We start from the raw sequence: 16,856 nt of genomic DNA, 5'->3' as shown, positions 1-16,856 counted from the left end.
CGTTAGGGTACGATTACGTTGTTGAGAATGTCGGTGATGATCTCCTCCGAGGTGATGTTCTCGGCCTCGGCTTCGTACGTCAGGCCTATGCGGTGGCGCAGCACGTCGTGGCATACGGCGCGCACGTCTTCGGGAATGACGTACCCGCGGCGGCGGATGAAGGCGTAGGCGCGTGCGGCCTTGGCCAGCGAGATCGACGCACGGGGCGAACCGCCGTATGCGATCAGGTTCTGGAGCTTCTGGAGGTTGTACTCCGCCGGCTCGCGCGTGGCGAAGATGATGTCGATGATGTATTTCTCGATCTTCTCGTCCATGTAGACGTCCTCCACGACCTTGCGGGCCTTGACGATGTCTTCGGGCGAGATGACCTTGTTGACGGCGGGGAGTCCTCCCCCGGCGAGGTTCATGCGTACGATGTCGCGCTCCTCCTGCTTCTTGGGGTAGGATATTTTGGCTTTGAGCATGAAACGGTCCACCTGCGCTTCGGGCAGCGGGTAGGTTCCCTCCTGCTCCAGCGGGTTCTGCGTGGCCAGCACCAGAAAGGGCTGCGGCAGCGAATAGGTGTTGTCGCCGATGGTCACCTGACGCTCCTGCATGGCCTCCAGCAGTGCCGACTGCACCTTGGCCGGGGAGCGGTTGATTTCGTCCGCCAGCACGAAGTTGGCGAATACGGGGCCTTTCTTGACGACGAACTCCTCGTTCTTCTGCGAGTAGATCAGCGTACCGATCAGGTCGGCCGGCAGTAGGTCGGGGGTGAACTGTATGCGCGAGAAGGCGGCGTCCACGGCCTTCGCCAGCGTAGTGATGGCCAGCGTCTTGGCCAGTCCCGGCACGCCTTCCAGCAGAATATGGCCGTTCGACAGCAGGCCGATCAGCAGCGTGTCTACCAGATGGCTCTGGCCGATGATGACCTTGCCCATTTCCGTACGGAGCGTATCCACGAAGACGCTTTCGCGTTCGATGCGCTCGTTGAGTTCCTTGATGTTGATGACTTCGCTCATTGTTTTATATTGTTGAATTTCATTACCTCTTTTCCGCGCCCTGCATGTCCGGCCCGGCAAATCCGGCCCCGCATACTCTGCCGGCAACCCCGGTTCCGCACATGCTGCCCGACAAACCCGGTCCGCACATTCGGCCTGCATGCTCAGCCCGAAAATCCCGGTCCCGGACTGCGGGCGCAGAGAGCATGTCGCCGTATTGCCGTCGGATTTAGTTTTTTAACGTTTACAATGCAAAGATATTATTTTCTTTGAAAAAAACTTATTCAATTCTTATTAACTTTGCCGTCATGGAATCCAAAGAATCACCTATTTTACAAGGCCTGAACCCCGCTCAGCGCGCCGCCGTGGTGAATTACGACGCCCCGTCGCTCATTATCGCGGGCGCGGGTTCGGGCAAAACGCGGGTGCTGACCTCGCGCATCGCCTATATGATCGAGCAGGGCGTGGCTCCCTTCAACATCCTCGCGCTCACCTTTACCAACAAGGCCGCCGAGCAGATGCGCGAACGCATCGCACAGATGATCCCCGACAACCGCAGCCGCTATATCCGCATGGGAACCTTCCACTCGGTTTTTTCGCGTATCCTGCGCGAGAACGCCGACCGCATCGGTTTCCCCGATTCGTTCACCATCTACGAACCTTCGGACTGCAAGAACCTGCTGAAGACCATCGTCCGCGAGCTGAACCTTCCGGACGAGAAATACAAGCCCAACCTCTTGGCTTCGCGCATATCCTATGCCAAAAACTGTCTGGTGACCCCCGGCGCCTACCTCGCCAATTCGGTCTACGCCGCCGAGGACCGTCAGGCGCAGATTCCCGAATTCGGCAACATCTACAACATCTATTGCCAGCGCTGCAAGCGCAACGGCGCGATGGATTTCGACGACCTGCTGCTGCAGACCAACATCCTGCTGCGCGACGCTCCCGACGTGCTGGCGCGCTATCAGGAGCAGTTCAAATATATTCTGGTGGACGAGTATCAGGACACCAACTACGCCCAGTACGTCATCATCCGCCGTCTCTCGCAGCTGCATTCGAAGGTCTGCGTCGTGGGCGACGACGCGCAGTCGATCTACTCCTTCCGCGGGGCCAAGATCGAGAATATCCTCTCGTTCCAGAAGGATTTTCCCGACGCCATGGTCTTCAAGCTGGAGCAGAACTACCGCTCGACCCGCACCATCGTCGATGCGGCCAACTCGGTGATCGTCCGCAACTCCAAACGCATGGAGAAACACTGCTTCTCGGAGGGCGACAAGGGCGAGCCGATCCGCATCCTCAAAGCCTATACCGACCGCGAGGAGGCTGAAATGGTCGTCTCCGACCTGCGCGACAAGATCCGCCAGACGGGCGACGAGTGGTCCGAGGCGGTGATTCTCTACCGCACCAACAGCCAGTCGGCCGTGCTGGAGGACAACCTCCGCCGCCGGGGCGTTCCCTACCGCATCTACAAGGGCAGTTCGTTCTACGACCACAAGGAGGTCAAGGACATGCTGGCCTATATCCGGCTGGTGATCAATCCGCGCGACGACGAGGCGTTCAAACGCATCGTCAACTATCCCGCGCGCGGCATCGGCGACACGACCGTCCAGCGCATCGCCGAGCTGGCCGCCGGGCGCGGCGTCTCGATGTGGGAGGCGGTCGATACGCTGGTCGCCGAACCCGCCGCCGATCCCGTGCAGAAGACCATCGCCCGCAAGGTGTCGGATTTCGTCGCCATGATCCGCGGCCTGTCTCTGGCCCGCAACGAAAAGAGCCTTTACGACTTCGGTCTGGAGATTGCCACCCGTTCGGGCATCATCGCCGCCTACCGCACCGAGAATACCCCTGAGGCGACCTCGGCGCTGGACAATATCGAGGAGCTGCTCAACTCGATGCAGCTCTTCAAGGAGCAGCGCGACGCCGAGATCCGCAGCGGCGAACGGCAGGAGGACGAGGAGGCGACCATCGACGAGTGGCTGCAGAACGTCATGCTGATGACCGACATGGACAAGGACGATCCTGAGGACCGCAACAAGGTGACGCTCATGACCGTCCATTCGGCCAAGGGGCTCGAATACAAATACGTCTATATCGTCGGTCTGGAAGAGAACCTTTTCCCCTCGCAGCGGGCCGCCGAGTCGCCCGACGGCATCGAGGAGGAGCGCCGCCTGTTCTATGTGGCCCTGACGCGCGCCAAGGTCGAGGCGACGATCTCCTATGCCGAGATGCGCTTCAAGTGGGGCAATATGGAGTTCTCGCGTCCGAGCTGTTTCCTGCGCGAGATCGACCCCAAATATGTCCGCGCCGACTTCGACGCCGGCGAGGAGCGTCCGCGCCGCCCGCAGGACGGCGCAGGCCCCTCGGCCATCGACGAACTGCGCCGCCGCTTCGACTACCGCTTCCAGCAGAAACGGCAGGCCGACCGTGCGGGCGGCAATAACGGCGGCCAGCAGGGCGGCTTCGGCGGCCGGGGCAGCAGTTTCGGCGGGCGTTCTGCCGACGACCAGTCCGGTCCCGCCCGGCGCTTCGCCCGCGCCGCGGCTCCGCAGGGCGCGCGCCCTGCGGGCAGACCCGATCCGGCCCTCGTCCAGACACCGCGCCCCTCGACCGACGGCATGCGCCGCGTGGGCGTGCGGCAGGCGGTCGACGGCGGCGTGCCCGTAGGGCCGTCGATGCCCGTCAGCGGCGACTACACCGTGGGCCAGCGCGTCGAACATCCCAAATTCGGCGTCGGCATCGTCCAGCGCATCGAGACCCTCGCCACCGACCACAAACTGGTCGTGGCCTTCGACAGCGTGGGCGAGAAAACCCTGCTGGCCAAATTCGCCAAGCTGACCAAACTGTAGAGATGATGGAAACTTCCCCCCCCCTCATTTCAGTCTGCATGACCACCTATAACCACGCGCCCTACCTGCGTCAGGCCATCGAGAGCGTGCTCTCCCAGCAGACCTCGTTCGGCGTCGAACTGGTGCTGGGCGAGGATTGCAGTACGGACGGCACGGCGGAGCTCTGCCGCGAATACGCCGCGAAATACCCCGGCCGCGTGCGGCTGGTGACGGGCGGCCGCAACGTCGGCTGGCGGGCCAACTACCGCCGTACGTTCGACGCCTGCCGCGGGAAATACGTGGCCTACTGCGACGGAGACGACTGGTGGACCGACCCCTGCAAGCTGCAGATGCAGGCCGATCTGATGGAGTCCGATCCCGGTTGCGGCATGTGTTATACGGGCGCCGACGAATACTGGCAGGCGGAAGGGACCCTGAAATCCGATCCCGACCGGCACTATACCGATTTCGAGCAGATGCTGCTCGGCATTTCGGTCCCCAACTGCACGGCGCTGGCCCGCCGTGAGCTGATCGCGGCCTACTATGCCGAGATCCGCCCTGAGGAGCATCCCGAATGGCTGACCGACGACTGGCCCATGTGGCTGTGGTTCGCCTGCCGTTCCCGAATACGCTTCATAGACCGCGTGACGGCCGTGCACCGGCGCATGGTCGGGAGCGTGAGCCACGGAGATTCCTACAGGGGACGCCTTGCGAGCCGCGATTCGGCGATGGAGACCAGCCTCTGGTTCGACGAACGCTTCACGGCTTCGCGCAACCGCTTCCGCATTCTGCGCCGCCGTCATGTGGTGGGACTCTGGCTGCTCTCGTGGAAAGGGGCGGGAGTCGGCGAATACCTCGCGCGCTGGTGGGCCGATCTGCGGCGGACGCCGCGGCTCGTCTTCTGCCCGGAGGGGGCTATTTTTCTGGTGAAGAAAATTCTTTTTCGACGTAAAAAACAGCATTTATGACGACCAAACAACGTTACGACGGCGTAATCGCATGGTTCTCGGAGCATATGCCCGTGGCCGAGAGCGAACTGCACTACACCGACCCCTACCAGCTGCTGGTGGCGGTGATCCTTTCGGCGCAGTGCACCGACAAACGGGTCAACATGACCACTCCCGCGCTGTTCGAGGCGTTTCCCACGCCCTTCGATATGGCCGCGGCCACGGCCGAGGATATTTACCCCTATATCAAGAGCATCTCCTATCCCAACAACAAGGCCCGCAACCTCGCGGGCATGGCCCGCATGCTCTGTTCGGAGTTCGGCGGCGAGGTGCCGAGCGATCTGCAGCAGATGCAGCGCCTGCCGGGCGTGGGCCGCAAGACGGCCAACGTGCTGGGCGCGGTGTTGTGGCAGAAGGAGGTGATGCCGGTCGATACGCACGTCTTCCGCGTCTCGAACCGCATCGGCCTGACAACCAACTCCAAAACGCCCCTTCAGACCGAGTTGACGCTCGAAAAGAACATCCCGCCGCATCTGCTGCCGGTGGCCCATCACTGGCTCATTCTCCACGGCCGCTATGTCTGCACGGCCCGCGCCCCGAAGTGCGGCGAGTGCGGCATCGCCGTGTGGTGCCGCAAATACGCCGCCGACCATAAGGCCCCGAAGGGCTGAACCACCGACCGAAAACCCTAAAAACTTCAACGATATGACAAAAAACCTCTTCCGTATTCTGTTGTTCCTGCTGCTGCCCCTCGCCGGGCAGGCCAAAGACGCCGATTCGCTGCGCGTGCTCTGGGTCGGCAACAGCTATACCTATTACAACGACATGCCGGCCATCGTGCAGCAGATCGCCGCGACGCAGAAGGTGAAGGTCTCCTGCACGCACTTCCTCAAAGGCGGCGAACGCTTCTCCGGCCACCTGACGAACCAGAAACTGCTGAAGGCGCTGGCTGCCGGCGGCTGGGACTACGTCGTCCTGCAGGAGCAAAGCTCCGCGCCCGCCATGCCGACGCGGCAGGTCGCCCGCGAGGTCTATCCGCAGGCCCGCACGCTCGACAGCCTCGTGCATGCGGGTTCACCCGACGCCCGTGTGATCTTCTACATGACGTGGGGCCACAAGAACGGCAACCGCTTCCCGATTCCGGAATATCCGCCCATCAACCGCTACGAGACCATGCAGGAGCGGCTGATTACGAGCTACCTCGAAATGGCCTATGACAACGACGCGTGGTGCGCCCCTGTTGGCATGGCGTGGCGCCGCGTGCGGGCCGAACGTCCCGACTGCGTGCTCTATGCGCAGGATTGTTTCCACCCCGCGCTGCCGGGCAGCTACCTCGCGGCCAACGTGATCTTCACGACCATCTACGGCAAACCCTACCAGACCGATTGCACGATGGGTCTTCCGCCCGAACAGGCCGAATACCTCCAGCGCGTAGCCCAGCAAACGGTCCTCGAAAACCGGACGCTGCTCAATCTCGAATAATCCGGCGGCCAGATTCGACGGCCGAACCCGAATAAGACGACAACGGCGGAGCATTCGGCTCCGCCGTTGTCGTTTATAAGTCGTCCGGTCTCTTTCGCTTCGGTTTTCCGTCCTTCCGGCGGCATCCGTCCTTTTGCGCTTTTCTGTTTCCCTCCGGTCCCCGCTTTCCCGGCTGCGGCTGGTTTCCCGCTTTTCTTCCGTCCGGTTTCCGGTTTCCGTTTATCGGGGTCTTCGTTCTGCCGCCTGCGCCCGGTTACCCGTTCTTCCATTCGTGTCCGGTTTTTTGCGCTTTTCTGTTTCCCTCCGGTCCCCGCTTTCCCGGCCGCAGCCGCTTTTCCGTTTTTCTCCCGTCTCGGTTTTCCGCTCTTCCGCCTGCCCGTTTTTCCCGCTCTGTTAGCCTGTTCTCTGTTTTCCCGGCTTTTCGTTCTGCGTCCGGCGACTACCGCTCGCTCAGGAGGAGCCAGCGCATCGTCTTTTCGTCGATCAGCCCGATCAGCTCCGCGATGCGCTGCGACTGGGCCGTCAGTTCGTCCACTCCGAGCGAACCCGACGAAAGCGACTCCTCCAGCGCCGCTTTTTCGGCTTCCAGCGCCGGAATCTCCCGCTCCAGCGCCTCCAGCTCGCGCTTTTCGTTGTACGAGAGCCTGCGCGGCGCCGTCTCCGCCGCCTGCGTCCGCACCGCCTGCGGTTTGGGCCGCGCCTGCGCCTCCTGCGCGTGGCGTGCGGCTTCGTATTCGCGTTTCCACGCCACGTATTCCGAGTAGGTGCCCGTGAAATCCTTGATCTCGCCTCCGCCGCAGAAGACCAGCAGGTGGTCGGCCACCTTGTCTACGAAATAGCGGTCGTGCGACACTACGATCACACACCCCTTGAATGCGCGCAGGTACTCCTCCAGAATGCCGAGCGTCACGATGTCCAGATCGTTCGTCGGCTCGTCCAGAATCAGGAAATTGGGGTTGCGCATCAGCACCGTGCAGAGATACAGCCGCCGCCGTTCGCCGCCGCTGAGCCGCGCCACGAAGCTGTACTGTGTTTCGGGCGTGAAGAGGAAGTGCTGCAGGAACTGCGACGCGCTCATGCGCCGTCCGTCGCCCAAGTCGATCTGCTCGGCGATTTCGGTCACCACGTCGATCACCCGCTTCCCCTCGTCGAACTCCAGCCCCTGCTGGCTGTAATAGCCGAAGCGGACCGTCTCGCCGACCTCGATCGTCCCGCTGTCAGGGCGTTCGATCCCCGTCAGCAGTTTGAGGAACGTCGATTTCCCGCAGCCGTTGTCGCCCACGATCCCCAGTTTCTCGTAGCGGGTGAAGTTGTAGTTGAATTTGTCGAGGAGCACCAGCTCGCCGAACCGTTTGCCGACCTCCTTGGCTTCGAATATCTTGGTCCCGATCCGCGACGCCTTGACGTCGAGCCGCACTTCGCCGCGGCTGCGCGTCGATTGCAGGCGCGCTTCCAGCTCGTGAAAGGCGTCGATGCGCGACCGGGCCTTCGTCGCCCGCGCCTGCGGCTGGCGGCGCATCCACTCCAGCTCGCGGCGGTAGAGATTCGTCTCGCTCTCCCGCCGGGCCGCCTGCGCCGTCTCGCGCTCCTGCTTCTTCTCCAGATAATAGGAGTAGTTGCCCGCGTAGTGGTATAGCTGCCGGTCCTCGATTTCGAGGATGTCGCTGCACACCTTGTCCAGAAAGTAGCGGTCGTGCGTCACCATCAGCAGCCCCGCGCCGCTTGCCGTGAGATACTCTTCGAGCCACTCGGTCATATCGGTGTCGAGGTGGTTGGTCGGCTCGTCGAGGATCAGCAGGTCCGACTCGCTTATCAGCACGTTGGCCAGCGCCACGCGCTTGAGCTGTCCGCCCGAAAGGGTCCCGACCCGCTGTCCGAAGTCGCGGATCTTCAGCCGCGACAGAATCCGCTTGGCCCGCTGTTCATAGTCCCACGCTTCGAGCGCGTCCATGCGGGCCATCGCCTCCTGCAATCCTTCGCCCGACGGCTCTTCGATCGCCCGTTCGTATTCGGCGATGGCCTTCAGCGCCGGATTTTCCGAGTGGAAGCAGGCCTCCAGCACCGTCATCTCCGCCGGATAGACCGGACTCTGTTCGAGGTAGGCGATCCTCAGATCGCGGCGGGGTACGACCTCCCCGCCGTCGTGATCCTCTCGTCCCGCTATGATGTTCAGGAGCGTGGTTTTCCCGGTGCCGTTCTTGGCGACGAGGGCCACGCGCCGCCCGTCCTCGATCGCAAACGATATATTTTCGAAGAGTACCAGATCGCCGAACGATTTGGTCAGGTTCTCCACCTGAAGACAACAAGCCATAATGCGTTTTTTTTGTGTATGCAAAGCTACGCAAAAATACCGAACCGACAACCGCCGCCCCGAAACCGGATCGCCGGCCGCCGGCTTTCCGGAGTATGGAAACGTGCTATTTCGGTACGTTCCCGCGGTCGCGGTTGCATATCTCTTCTTTTTTTGTATCTTTGCAAAGATCATTTAGCGAAACAGAGCCGAAATGGAGTTATCGAAAGAGCGTCTCGAACGCCTGCGGGAACTGCTTGCCCCCGCCCATCAGCAGATCGTGATCGTGTCGCACACCAATCCCGACGGCGACGCCGTGGGATCGTCGCTGGCATGGGCCGAGGCGCTGCGGTCGATGGGACATGAGGTGACGTGCGTCGTTCCGAACAAATACCCCTATTTTCTCGACTGGATGCAGGGCATCGAGGAGGTCGTGGTCTTCAAGAACGACACCGAAGGCCGCGCCGCCCGCGCCATCGCCGATGCGGACATCCTCTTCTGTCTCGATTTCAACGCCGTTTCGCGGCTCGAAATCCTCAGCGAGACCATCGGTGCCAATACGACGGCCCGCCGCGTGCTGATCGACCACCACCTTTCGCCCGACGAGGGTTTCGACCTTTCGTTCTCGCATCCCGATTCGTCGAGCACCTGCTTTCTGGTCTACTCCATCGTCGAAGCGCTGTTCGGCGCGCAGGCCGTTACGCGCCGCATGGCCGAAGCGCTCTATGTGGGCATCATGACCGACACGGGCAATTTCGCCTATTCGTTCCTCACGCCTGAGCTGTTCCGCGCCGTGGCCGTGCTGGTCGGGACGGGCATCAGCATTCCCGACATTCACAACAACGTCTACAACGCCTATACCGAGGGCCGCGCCCGGCTGTTCGGCTATGCCATCAACCGCAAGATGGAGATTATTCAGGACGGCACGGTGGCCTACATGTCGCTGCTGGAGAACGAGATGCGCCGCTTCCAGTTCCAGCAGGGGGACAGCGAGGGTTTCGTGAACTACGCCCTGACGGTCAAGAAGATGAAGATGTCGGCCATGTTTCTGGCTCACCGCAAGTTCATCCGCGTCAGCTTGCGTTCGCGCGGAGATGTCGACGTCAATCTCTTCGCCCGCAAGTACTTCAGCGGCGGCGGCCATAAGAACGCCGCCGGAGGTAAATCGTTCGTTTCGATGCAGGAGACTATCGCACACTATATCAAGTCGGTAAAGGAATTCGCTGACGAGGGCCATCTCGGCTGATCCGCCGGAGCGGCCGCGCTGCGGCGGTTTCCGGCAGTTCTCTGCGGCCGGATTTCCGGTTGTCAATGGTTTCGGCAGATCGGTTTCGGCTGTCAATCGTCTTGCGGCGACTTTGCCCGTCCGGTTTCCGGTGGTCTGCCGCCTTGTGGCGGTTTCCGGCGGTCAATCGTTTTGCTGCGGTTTCCGCCTGCTCGATTCCGCCGCCCGGTTTCCGGCTGTCAACTGTCTTGCGGCGGTTTCTGCACCGGATTTTTGGCTGCCGATCGCCTTTGCAGCGACTTTGCCCGTCCGGTTTCCGGTGGTCTGCCGCCTTGTGGCGGTTTCCGGCGATCAATCGTTTTGCTGCGGTTTCCGCCTGCTCGATTCTGCCGCCCGGTTTCCGGCTGTCAACTGTCTTGCGGCGGTTTCTGCACCGGATTTTTGGCTGCCGATCGCCTTTGTAGCGACTTTTGCCCGTCCGATTCCGGCTGCATGGCTTCCGGGGCCTGCCGTATCGCTTCTGCCGGGCAGCAGCGACCCCTGCGGTTCTGGTGCGCTCGCGGCAGCCGCCTGCGGTTCCCGGTTTTCGGGCCGTCGTGCACCCGAATTCCGGCCGTGAATTCCGCCGGTTGCCGCAAAAGATGCTGTCTCATTAATTTGGAACGTTATGGACGATTTCCGACTCAAAGTCTTCATTACGGCGGCCCGGACGCTCAGCTTCACCCGGACGGCCGAACGGCTTTTCATCTCGCAGCCCGCCGTCAGCAAACACATCGGCGAGTTGGAATCCCAATATAAGGTACAGCTTTTCATGCGCCGCGGCAGCCGTCTCGAACTGACCGGGGCCGGAGAGACCCTGCTCGCCTGCGCCGAACGGCTGGCCGACGACTACCGCTGCATGCAGTACGAAATGAGTCTCTGCGCCGACGCTCCCGTGGGCGAATTGCGGCTGGGGGCCAGCACGACCATCGCCCAATACCTCCTGCCGCCGATTCTGGCCAGATTTACGACGCGCTTTCCGGGCGTTCGGGTCGCGATGATGTCGGGCAACAGCGATCAGGTCGAGCAGGCGCTCGGCGGGCACGGCATCGACTTGGGAATGGTCGAGAGCCTGAGCCGCCGTCAGGGGCTGCACTATACGGTTTTCGCTCCCGACGAGCTGGTGCTGGTGGCCCGCACGGGCGGTCCCTATTCGCGGACCGAGTCGATAACGGCCGATGAGCTGCGCGAAATTCCGCTCGTGTTGCGCGAGGGCGGATCGGGAACGCTCGAAGTCATCAAGGCGGCGCTGGGACGCGCGGGCATCCGCATTCCGCAGCTCAACGTGGTCATGCGGCTGGGCTCGACCGAGGGGATCAAGGCTTTCGTCCGCAACAGCGACGCCATGGCCATCGTTTCGGTGATCTCGGTCGTGGACGAGCTGCGCAGCGGCGTGCTGCGGATCATCGACCTCGAAGACCTTCCCCTGCGGCGCGATTTCGCGTTCGTGCACGTCGAAGCCGAGCCGTCGGCTCTCGTCCGGCAGTTCATCGAGTTCGCAAGGGCCGACCGTTGACCGGGCGGGCTTTCTGGCGCAGCCTCGACGAGCGTATTTGCCGTGATTCCTTCGCCGTTTCTGCTCTCATTTCTGCCGCGTTTCCGCAGCCGCCGTTTCTGCCGCCGTTCCCGCCGTGCTCGCGTTGCGGTTCCGGGCTTCGTTTCCTCCCTTCTTTGTGCCGCCGCTTCCGGAGACGATCCGCCCGTTTGCTCTTCAGTATAACTTTTTGTTATGGTATATAATGATTTCTTGTTTTATATTCCGCTAAAAGATGCGACCTTTGCCGGCGGAATAAAGAAAAAGTTATAGTGACCATTAAAAAAATACAAGCATATGCTGGAAAAAGGTAACAGGGCGAACACCCTGCACGGAATTCTGCTGATCGCGCTGTTTTCGTTCGCGGCCTTCTACATCGCCGGCTTTCCCATCGTAAAAAGATTGTCGTTCAGTCCGCTGATCGTGGGCATCGTGCTGGGTATGCTCTACGCCAACAGCCTTCGCAACAAACTGCCCGAAACGTGGGTCCCCGGCATCAAGTTCTGCACCAAGCAGCTGCTGCGCTGGGGCATCGTCCTGTACGGATTCCGCCTGACGCTGACCGAAGTGGCGGCTGTCGGCATTCCGGCCGTCGCCGTCGATCTGGTCATCGTGACGGTCACCATTTTCGGGGGAGTCCTGCTGGGCCGTCTCTTGAAGATCGACCGCGATACGGCGCTGATGACCTCGACGGGCAGCGCCATCTGCGGCGCGGCGGCCGTGCTGGGCGCCGAACCGGTCGTGAAGTGCGAGGGTTACAAGACCGCCATCGCCGTCTCCACGGTCGTGATTTTCGGAACCCTCTCGATGTTCCTCTATCCGCTGATGTTCCGGATGGGGCTGCTCGGTGGACTTACGGACACGGGCGTGGCCGTCTACACGGGCAGTACGCTGCATGAAGTGGCCCATGTGGCCGGAGCCGGCAATGCGATGGACCCGACCGATGCGCTGGGAATCGCGGGGACGGCCACGATTACCAAGATGATCCGCGTGATGATGCTCGCGCCGGTGCTGGTCGTCATGGGCTTCGTGCTGGGCCGCCGGAAGAGTTCCGGAGCCTGCAGGGAGAAGAGCAAGATCGCCGTGCCGTGGTTCGCCTTCGGATTTATCGGGATCATCTGCCTCAATTCGCTGCTGCAATACCTGTTCGGCGTGGAGAGCGTCCGCGAGATTCCGCTCAACGGAGCGATCGAATACGCCGATACCTTCCTGCTGACGATGGCCATGACGGCGCTGGGCACCGAGACGAGTATCGACAAGTTCCGGCAGGCCGGGGCGAAGCCCTTCGTCTTGGCGGGCCTGCTGTATGTCTGGCTGGTGGCGGGCGGTTATTTCGTCACCAAATATCTGGTCGGAATCTTGTAAACAGAGCTGCCCGGAGTCTCCGCTTTACGGTAATTTCGGCAGCGTGGGGGCTTCGTGCTCCGAATAGCCGAGCACCGTCTCCCGTACGAAGTCCGCGAAGCCGCGGGCTTCGTCGTATGTAAGGGGGCCGGGATAGCTCATCAGGATCAGCTGATGGGGCGTGAAGGGTTTGCGGAACGAAGGGTGGATGTACTCGTAGGGGTTGGCGACGAAGCCCAGCCGTTCGTAGAAATGACGGCGGCGGATCGAGATGTCGTCCACCGGCGGGTCGATCTCCAGAATGACGCGGCCGACCTTCCGGCAGAAGGCCGTGAGCGCCTGCGAACCCATGTTCCGACCGCGCAGGGCGGGCGAAACGGCGAGATGCTCGACGTAGCGGTACGCTCCGGCGTTCCAGTGGAACAGAATGCCGATGAACTCTTCGCCGCGCCAGATGCCGTCGGCTTCGAAGCGCGGATCGCCGAACGCCCGGTCGTACCCTTGCGCGTTCCAGCGTTCGCAGCGGGGGAATGACTGTTCGTAAAGGTCCCACGCTTCGGCCCAGCCTTTGTCCGAACGGGATTCGAAAGGTATGAATTGCAGCTCCTGTGTCATTGTCGTCGTAATTTTGCGCAAGATAGTGTAAATTCCGCGCATTGCCAACTCCTGCGGCTCTCCTGCGGCTCTCCTGCGGCTCTCTGCGGCTCTCCGCGGCTCTCTGCGGGCGTTCCGGACGGCCGGGACGACGAAAAAGGGACGCCCGGTCCGGACATCCCTTCCGGCGCCTTCCGGCGCGAACTTTTTATTTCCTTTATTCTTCGGTTTTTCCGCCGGTTACCTCGTCCGGAATGCCGTCGCAGCGCACGAAGACCTGTACGTCCGAGCGGTCGTCCTTGGCCGTCCAGACCATCGAGGTCTCGGTGAAGTCGGTCACGATGTAGCGGTGCGCCCAGTCGCCTGCGCCGTAGTCGTAGCTGCCGCGGATGACCGCACCCAGCTCCGCGTCGTTGTCGATGACGAAGCGGCCCGTCAGCTTGCGGGTGCCGAAGCTGTCGAGGTTCTGGTACATGACGTACTTGGCGTCCTTGCGGATGAATTCGATGTAGACGAAGCTGCCTTCGGCGAGCGGCGCGCCGTTCCATTCGGCCAGCTGCCACGTACCCGCGATGTTGTTGTTGGTCACCTCCAACGGAGTTACGTACATGTCGTCGTCGCAGGCGCCCAGCAGCGCGAGGGCCGACAAAAGGGCCGCAAATCTCAAAAATCTTTTCATATGACTTGTTTTTATCCTGTTTCTTATTCTGTTTCTTATTCTGTTTCCCCGAACTCGATCCACAGCATGCGCTGACTCGGCGGCACGTCCGGTCCCCCGACCGGCAGGGGAGTCCGCCGGAGCGGCTGCGGGGCTTTGGCCGGGTCGAAGCGGACGACCAGATCGCCTTTTGCGCCGGGTGCCAGCGTCGCCGGTTCGCAGGCGAAGCTCAGGCCGGTCGCCGCGAACCCCTCGTCGCAGAGCGGGGTCAGCGGTTTGTCGCCCGCATTCAGGCACTCGATACGCTCGCTCTGCACCTTGTCGGTGCGGCCGAAGCGGACGGTCCGCTGCTTGAGCCGCAGCGCGCCCATCGCATGGGGATAGTCGTCGTCCGTGCGCACCGAGGCCGTGACTGCGCCCCGGAGGCTGAGGATCGCTGTAGGCTCCTTGTCCGAGAGCTGGGTGTAGACGAAAATCCGCCGGTCGAAAACCCCCGGATGTCCCTTGGGGCGGTAGGTCACTGTCACGGCGCCTTCGCCGCCCGGTGCGACGGGCTTTTTGTCCCAGCTCGCCGCGGCGCAGCCGCAGGTGGTCTGCACGCGGGTGACGACCAGCGGCTTGCCGCCCGTATTCCGCCACCGGAAGGTGTAGACCGGCGGAACGTCGTCCTCGCCGATATGCCCGGCGTCGATCAGCGTGCGTTCGAAACGCATCGCTTCAGCTCCTCCCGCGGCCGTGGCCGGGTGGGCCAGACTGTCGAGTTTGGCGCGCGGGACGATGCGGATCTGGGCGCGGAGCGGCGGGGCGGAGAGAGCCGCCCACAACGCTCCGCAGCAGAGAAGCATGCGTGTTATCGTCGCTGTTTTGCGCATCGTTGCGGGTTTAGAGCCAGCCGTTGCCGTTCGCGACCTTGCGCACCGTGATGTTGAAGGTGTGCGTCTCGTTGCCGCTCGACGTGATGCTGGCCTTGGTCGTGCCGCTCCTGAGTCCCTTGACCGTCAGTTTCCTGCCCTCGACGGAGGCCGTTGCGACCGTCGTGTCGGAGATCGAGACCGTATAGGTCATGGTCTCGCCGCCGAGGAAATAGTTGGCCGGGATGGCCGTCACTTCGCCGCCGAGGTTGATGTAGAGGTTGGGGAACGACACCTGCGTGCCGTTGCCGGCAACGGCGTTGAGCAGTTTGGCGGCGTTCACCTGACCGACGCCCATCTCTCCGCGGTAGTTGGATTTGTTGAGCTGCATGGGCTGGTTCAGACCCACGTCGGCGACGTAGCGGTAGTAGAGTTTCATGCCGCTCATGTAGTCGTCGATCGGCGTGGTGGTCTCATAAAGCAGGGCCTTGAATTCGTCGGCCGTGAAGTGGCGGCGCAGTTTTGCCGCGTACGACAGTCCCAGCGCCGCGACGCCCGAAACGTGGGGGCAGGCCATTGAGGTGCCCTCCATGTATCCGTAGCCGCTTTCGCTGACGTTGTAGGGCAGCGTCGAGAGGACGCAACCGATCTCGCCGCGCTTGTGGTCGTCGTCGAAGTATTCGTAATAGTAGTCCTGATCGCCGCCCGGAGCCGCTATCGTGGTGCCCGGACCGTAATTGGTGTAGACGGCGGGGGTGTAGTCGGCGGCCGTTGCGGAGACGGAGATGCAGAAGTCGGCGGCGCCGGGGAATCCGGCCATGGGGGCGGTTTCGTTGCCGCCGGCGAAGATCGCCAGACCGCCCTCGATCGGACCGTTGGGCGAGCCTGCGTTATGTATGAAGTACTCCAGCGCCTCCTTTTCGAGCGGCATGCTTTTCTCCCACTCTTCCTGTGTCTTGAAGCCCGGCTCGCCCCATTCGTAGCTGTTGGCCAGTCCCGAAACGTAGCCCCAGCTGCACTGCAGGATCACGGCGCCGTTGTCGGCGGCGTATTTGATCGCCTTGACCGTGGCCAGCGCGTTGCTGGCCGTGCTGCCCGAAAAAATCTGGCACGACATGATCTTCGCGCCGGGGATGCTGCCCCGGCCGCCGGCGATCGAGCTGATGCCGATGCCGTTGTCGTTCTGCGCGGCGATTACGCCCGCCACATGCGTGCCGTGGCCGGTGTCGTTGACGTCGTCCCATGAGATGACGCCCGTGTTCTTGACGAAGTTGTAGCCGTAGACGTCGCCCTGATAGCCGTTGCCGTCGTTATCCTCGTGCGAGCGGTAGATTTCGTTCTCGTTGACCCACATGTTGTTCTTCAGGTCGGGGTGCTCGATCATCACGCCCTCGTCGAGGACGGCCACGACGATCGACTCGTCGCCCGTCGAGAGTTCCCACGCCTGCTCGCACTGCACGTCGGCGTCCACGATGGATTTCTCGCCGAACATGTTGCCGCGGTTCACGAGGTGCCACTGCTGCGGAAGCAGCAGGTCGTCGAAGGGATAGGCCGAGGCTTCGCCCGTCCGGGTCGCGCGCTGGTGCTGGATGGCTTCGAGCGTCTTGCGGGAGAGGGGCATCGCCTTTTTCCCGGCGTTGTAGGCGCGGTGGATGGTGCGGTTGAAGCTGACGTGCTGCACTTCGCCCAGCGCCGAGAGTTTCTCGGCGACCTCGGCGGCGGTGAACTCCTCGCCGAAGCGGACCACGTACCACAGGTGCAGTTCCGATTCGCGGGTGCGCTCCTCGTTGCGCGGGTCCACGGGGAAGACGCGCTCGATCTCATAACCGCCGACGATGTCCAGAATCTCATCGACGGAGAGAATGCCCGAACGGGTCGCGGGGCCGCCGCTGCGGGTGATGCCCGCCCGGTCGAGTATGTCGCTTACGTAAGGTGCGAATTTCACCAGCACCTCCCCCGATTGGTATTCGGCCGGGACGTCCGGGCCCGGAGCCGGCTCCGGGGCGGACAGCTCCTCTTTGGTACATGCGGTAAATGCCAGTAAAGCGGTGGCAAGAATGCCGTATAGATAGTTTTTCATCGTCATA

At 62.2% G+C, this 16,856-nt stretch carries 14 protein-coding genes; 8 read left to right on the top strand and 6 right to left on the bottom strand.

Going from position 1 to position 16,856, the window contains the following annotated elements; genetic code table 11:
• Window positions 1-2: 2 nt before the first annotated feature.
• The gene (locus ACESTR_RS02190) at window positions 3-1,001 is read right to left on the bottom strand and encodes an AAA family ATPase (protein WP_022044356.1); all 999 of its coding nucleotides are present in this window, start codon (window positions 999-1,001) and stop codon (window positions 3-5) included.
• Between the two features lie 287 nt (window positions 1,002-1,288).
• Here ACESTR_RS02190 and ACESTR_RS02185 point away from each other — a divergent pair, with 287 nt between their 5' ends.
• The 4 genes from ACESTR_RS02185 to ACESTR_RS02170 are packed head-to-tail and all read left to right on the top strand — an operon-like array spanning window position 1,289 to window position 6,234.
• Window positions 1,289-3,826 carry an ATP-dependent helicase gene (locus ACESTR_RS02185; RefSeq protein WP_039939424.1) on the top strand — a complete coding sequence of 846 codons (2,538 nt, stop codon included), beginning with the start codon at window positions 1,289-1,291 and terminating at the stop codon, window positions 3,824-3,826.
• Window positions 3,827-3,831: 5 nt separating this feature from the next.
• Window positions 3,832-4,773: a glycosyltransferase gene (locus tag ACESTR_RS02180; protein ID WP_195559132.1), complete on the top strand. Its 942-nt coding sequence runs from the start codon at window positions 3,832-3,834 to the stop codon at window positions 4,771-4,773.
• The gene (gene nth / locus ACESTR_RS02175) at window positions 4,770-5,423 is read left to right on the top strand and encodes an endonuclease III (protein ID WP_009596199.1); all 654 of its coding nucleotides are present in this window, start codon (window positions 4,770-4,772) and stop codon (window positions 5,421-5,423) included. The genes ACESTR_RS02180 and nth overlap by 4 nt, the downstream gene beginning before the upstream one ends.
• 34 nt (window positions 5,424-5,457) lie before the next feature.
• A complete protein-coding gene (locus tag ACESTR_RS02170; RefSeq protein ID WP_227042280.1) occupies window positions 5,458-6,234 on the top strand; it encodes a DUF4886 domain-containing protein in 777 nt (258 codons plus the stop codon).
• Window positions 6,235-6,673: 439 nt separating this feature from the next.
• Here the strand turns inward: ACESTR_RS02170 and ACESTR_RS02165 are convergent, their stop codons facing one another.
• Window positions 6,674-8,545 (bottom strand): ABC-F family ATP-binding cassette domain-containing protein, encoded by a 1,872-nt coding sequence (locus ACESTR_RS02165; RefSeq protein WP_227042281.1) that lies wholly within the window; start codon window positions 8,543-8,545, stop codon window positions 6,674-6,676.
• Between the two features lie 193 nt (window positions 8,546-8,738).
• On the opposite strand from ACESTR_RS02165, the gene ACESTR_RS02160 reads away from it, so the two are divergent.
• The 4 genes from ACESTR_RS02160 to ACESTR_RS02145 all read left to right on the top strand — a co-directional run bounded on the left by ACESTR_RS02160 (window position 8,739) and on the right by ACESTR_RS02145 (window position 12,687).
• Window positions 8,739-9,770 carry a DHH family phosphoesterase gene (locus ACESTR_RS02160; protein WP_009596205.1) on the top strand — a complete coding sequence of 344 codons (1,032 nt, stop codon included), beginning with the start codon at window positions 8,739-8,741 and terminating at the stop codon, window positions 9,768-9,770.
• A 145-nt stretch (window positions 9,771-9,915) separates the two neighbouring features.
• Complete coding sequence (locus ACESTR_RS02155) at window positions 9,916-10,368, top strand: hypothetical protein (protein WP_278432861.1); 453 nt, start codon at window positions 9,916-9,918, stop codon at window positions 10,366-10,368.
• A 48-nt stretch (window positions 10,369-10,416) separates the two neighbouring features.
• Window positions 10,417-11,304, top strand: coding sequence for a LysR family transcriptional regulator (locus ACESTR_RS02150; protein WP_009596147.1), 888 nt, complete (start codon window positions 10,417-10,419; stop codon window positions 11,302-11,304).
• Between the two features lie 315 nt (window positions 11,305-11,619).
• Complete coding sequence (locus ACESTR_RS02145) at window positions 11,620-12,687, top strand: YeiH family protein (protein WP_009596153.1); 1,068 nt, start codon at window positions 11,620-11,622, stop codon at window positions 12,685-12,687.
• 24 nt (window positions 12,688-12,711) lie between these two features.
• Here the strand turns inward: ACESTR_RS02145 and ACESTR_RS02140 are convergent, their stop codons facing one another.
• The 4 genes from ACESTR_RS02140 to ACESTR_RS02125 all read right to left on the bottom strand — a co-directional run bounded on the left by ACESTR_RS02140 (window position 12,712) and on the right by ACESTR_RS02125 (window position 16,849).
• Window positions 12,712-13,281, bottom strand: coding sequence for a GNAT family N-acetyltransferase (locus ACESTR_RS02140; protein ID WP_039939422.1), 570 nt, complete (start codon window positions 13,279-13,281; stop codon window positions 12,712-12,714).
• A gap of 196 nt (window positions 13,282-13,477) precedes the next feature.
• Window positions 13,478-13,939, bottom strand: a complete 462-nt coding sequence (locus ACESTR_RS02135) for a lipocalin family protein (RefSeq protein WP_014775410.1) — start codon at window positions 13,937-13,939, stop codon at window positions 13,478-13,480.
• 35 nt (window positions 13,940-13,974) lie between these two features.
• A complete protein-coding gene (locus tag ACESTR_RS02130; RefSeq protein ID WP_373178742.1) occupies window positions 13,975-14,790 on the bottom strand; it encodes a DUF1573 domain-containing protein in 816 nt (271 codons plus the stop codon).
• Window positions 14,791-14,800: 10 nt separating this feature from the next.
• The gene (locus ACESTR_RS02125) at window positions 14,801-16,849 is read right to left on the bottom strand and encodes a S8 family peptidase (protein WP_244077038.1); all 2,049 of its coding nucleotides are present in this window, start codon (window positions 16,847-16,849) and stop codon (window positions 14,801-14,803) included.
• Between the last annotated feature and the right edge of the window lie 7 nt (window positions 16,850-16,856).

The organism is Alistipes sp. DJF_B185, assembly GCF_964250025.1.
In the GTDB taxonomy this organism is placed as follows: domain Bacteria; phylum Bacteroidota; class Bacteroidia; order Bacteroidales; family Rikenellaceae; genus Alistipes; species Alistipes finegoldii.
Note: the sequence above shows the minus strand (reverse complement) of the source record. Positions and strands in the feature narration are given on the sequence as shown.